This is a genomic window from Mesorhizobium neociceri, assembly GCF_013520985.1.
GTDB classification, from domain to species: Bacteria; Pseudomonadota; Alphaproteobacteria; order Rhizobiales; family Rhizobiaceae; genus Mesorhizobium; species Mesorhizobium neociceri.
In genome coordinates, this window is record NZ_JACDTY010000049.1 from 1 (window position 1) to 3,180 (window position 3,180).

4 protein-coding genes are annotated in these 3,180 nt (G+C 63.5%); all 4 read right to left on the reverse strand.

Going from position 1 to position 3,180, the window contains the following annotated elements:
- Positions 1-83: 83 nt before the first annotated feature.
- Complete coding sequence (locus H0241_RS35215) at positions 84-686, reverse strand: UPF0149 family protein (protein WP_181062283.1); 603 nt, start codon at positions 684-686, stop codon at positions 84-86.
- On the reverse strand, positions 683-2,266 hold the full coding sequence (gene tnpC, locus H0241_RS35220) for an IS66 family transposase (protein WP_181062284.1): 1,584 nt from the start codon (positions 2,264-2,266) through the stop codon (positions 683-685). The genes H0241_RS35215 and tnpC overlap by 4 nt, the downstream gene beginning before the upstream one ends.
- A gap of 72 nt (positions 2,267-2,338) precedes the next feature.
- On the reverse strand, positions 2,339-2,689 hold the full coding sequence (gene tnpB, locus H0241_RS35225) for an IS66 family insertion sequence element accessory protein TnpB (RefSeq protein WP_181062285.1): 351 nt from the start codon (positions 2,687-2,689) through the stop codon (positions 2,339-2,341).
- On the reverse strand, positions 2,686-3,123 hold the full coding sequence (gene tnpA, locus H0241_RS35230) for an IS66-like element accessory protein TnpA (protein ID WP_181062286.1): 438 nt from the start codon (positions 3,121-3,123) through the stop codon (positions 2,686-2,688). The genes tnpB and tnpA overlap by 4 nt, the downstream gene beginning before the upstream one ends.
- Between the last annotated feature and the right edge of the window lie 57 nt (positions 3,124-3,180).

Sequence of the window (3,180 nt, forward strand, 5' to 3'; positions counted from 1 at the left end):
CGTAAGCGGTGCACCAAGGCACCTTTCCCGAAGTCGCCTGATGCGTGTATGGCGGTCAGCCGTTAGTCGGCACGCCGGGGCGATCACTGCGGGTTATTATAACGGGTGACATAGTGGAGTTCGCGCAGGGCGGGGATGACCAGGGCGATGTCTTTGTACGCCTCGTGCTCGATGAAGTGCGCGGTCTCGGGGCCCGGCCTGGGTTTGCCGAGGACGGGCCGCCCTTTTTTGTCGACGCAGTAGATCAGGATCGGCAGCAGGAGGCCGTGGTTAGGGTTCTTGAGGTCGAGTAGCCGTTTCCAGCGTTTGATGTTGAGATTGATGGCCGCGTAGAACCCCTGGCACCACGGCCGCGGGTCGATGCCGCCGCTGGGCTTGGTGGCGAAGCGGGGCGCATAATCCTGCGGTCTGTCGAACAGCGTCTCGTTGATCCGGTTGTGGATCCTGGCGAGGCTGGCAAACACGGCCTGATCGGTTGCAGAGCCTTTGGCCAGGACGTCGCGCGGCAACCCCATGACCGGGCACATCCAGTCTTGCGGGTCCGCGAACCGCGGCCCGGTGACCGCCGCCGTTACGAAGCCATCCAGCGCCGAGACGGTCCGCACCAGCGGGCGGGGGTTGGTCTTGGCGGCCATCCAGGCCTCGAGCGCCTCGTCCGACAGCGCCATGTCATCGAGCGCGCTCATGCCGCCAAGGGGAGCGGCATCTCTTGGCGGCGCACCCAATTCCACGGCATCAGCTCGTCCCAGCGCGAGGCTGGCCAGTCGTTCTGGATGCGCTCGGTGACATCGGCCATGTAGGCTTCGGCATCGACGCCGCAGAGCTTGCAGGTCTCTATGATGCTGAGCACGACCGCTGACCGCTCGGCCGCGGCGAAGCTGCCCGAGAAAAGCCAATTGCGCCTGCCGACGGTAAATCCACGAATGGCGCGCTCCGCGATCAGGTTGTCGGGCTCGAGCTGGCCATCGTAGAGGAAGCGATTGAACGCGCGCCATCGCTTGGTGCCATAGGCGAAGGCCTTTGCGATATCGGCATGGCGCGACAAACCGTTGGCCTGGCGCATGAGCTGTCGTCGCAGCGCCCGGACCAGCGGTCGGGTCCGCCTTCGTCGTGCGGCCAATCGCTCGGCGGGCGGCAGCCCCCGTATCTCTTCCTCGATCCGGTAGATCGCCTGGATACCGGCCATCGCCGTCGTGCTGAGCTCGGTCGGCTGGCTGTCGTGAACGTCGAATATCTTGCGACGCAGATGGGCCAGGCAGGCAGCTTCTCGAATGACGCCGCCCCTGTAGATCTGATTGTAGCCAGTGAACCCATCGGCCTGGAGCGTGCCGGCAAATCCGCCGAGCTCGGTCATCACGCTCTCGCCGGCGCGGCCCATGGTGGCGCGATACCAGGCGATCGGCGGCTCCTGCGAACCCGAGTTGCGGTCGTCGGCGACGTAAACCCAGAGCGCGCCCTTGTACGTCGTGCCGGTGCTGGGCGCCAGGATCGGAAGTCGTGTGTCGTCGGTGTGAATCTTGGTGCGGGTACGGCCGATCTCACGGAGGCGATTGTAGATCGGATCGAGCAAGGCGGCGGCATAGCCGGCGCTGCGCGCAAGCGTCGATCGCTCGATATCGACGCCCTTGGCTGCCATCATCTGGACTTGACGGTAGAACGGCAAATGATAACCCCACTTGGCCATCATGATATGGGCGAGCGCGGCATAGCTGAGCTTGCCGCGTGCAATGGCCTTAGCTGGTGCCGGCGCCTGAATGATTTTATCGCAGGTCCGGCAGCTGTACTTGGGTCGAACGGTCTCGATCACCTGCCAGGCCTGGGCGACCAGATCGAGCATCTCCTCGCTATCTTCGCCCATGGCGCGCAGGTCGCCGCCGCAGCCCGGGCAGCATGCGCAAGACGGCTCGCGAACGATCTGCTTGCGCGGCAGGTTGGGATTGAGCTTGCGTACCGGCAAGATCCGGACCTTGTCGGTGTCAGTGACGATGGGCAGCTCGGCATCCGGCACGCCGGCGGCGACATCGGTCTCGAGATCTTCGAGTTCGAGCAGCATCTGGCCGAGCTTCTCGGACGAGCGGCCGAAGGCCTTGCGGTTGAAACGATCGATCTGCAGCTGCAGACGCTGGATGCGAAGTGCGGCCTCGGCGCGCTCTCTGCGCAGCTGCTCATCGCGTTCGGCGATTGTGGTGTCACGGGCAGAAACGGCCGCCTCCAGAAAGGCGATCCGGGCGAGGAAATCAGCGATTGAGGGAGCTTGTTCCGACACCCAAATTACATACCCGAAATAGCTCCTTCAAGGAAGCAAAATCGACACAAAATCAATGAGAAACGAGCAAAATTAGCCAGCCAGACGCGGCCGATAAGTCTTGCTCGGCCGGCGCCAGTCGATCCCTTCCAGAAGCAGCGAAAGCTCCGCCTTGGTGAGCGAAACGGCAACCTGATCCTTCGTGGTGGGCCAGGCAAAACAGCCGTCGGAAAGCCGCTTTGTGAATAAGCAGAACCCCTGGTCGTCATGCGCCAAAATCTTGATGATATGACCCTTGCGTCCACGGAAGCAGAAGATCGCGCCGGTGTGCGGATTGAGCGCGAGCACCTGTTGCACCATCCGCGCCAGGCTATTGATCCCGCGGCGCATATCGGTAGCGCCGCAGCACAGGAAAATCTGGTCGGTTGGCACCACCGTGATCACCTGGTCAACTCCGCCAGGACGATACCCAGTGCTGTCGGATCAACGATGCCGTCGATCCGCAATCGCGCGCCGTTCGGAAAGACCACGACGATCCTGCCGGCCGGGGCTGGGCAATCGGAAACGGGGCGTTCGACCTCGGACAGATCGTTCACCTCGATCCGCGCGAAGGTCGCCACCGCCTGGTCGACATCGAGCTCGCCGCCGGCCATCTGCTTGCGCCACGCATAGAGCTGCGAAGGAGCTACGCCGAACGCTTGCGCGACCTCGGTCACCGACGACCCCGCCGCACTCGCAAGGTCGACCAACGCGCGCTTCTCGGCGCAACTCCACAGCCTCCGTTGCCGCGCGCGGCCGGGCATCGCTGCACGATCTTCGGCCGGCGCGATGCCGCTTAACTCGGCGACCAAATCGCCCCTTGCATGTTCCAATGTCATGGTGCGAAAGCTCCATGTTCATCGGCCTATTGCAAGGTGCCTTGGCGCATCGCTTAC

Bases quoted from the DNA above. Each gene is read 5' to 3' on its own strand.
- H0241_RS35215 (WP_181062283.1), bottom strand. From the start codon at position 686: ATGAGCGCGCTCGATGACATGGCGCTGTCGGACGAGGCGCTCGAGGCC.
- tnpA (WP_181062286.1), bottom strand. From the start codon at position 3,123: ATGACATTGGAACATGCAAGGGGCGATTTGGTCGCCGAGTTAAGCGGC.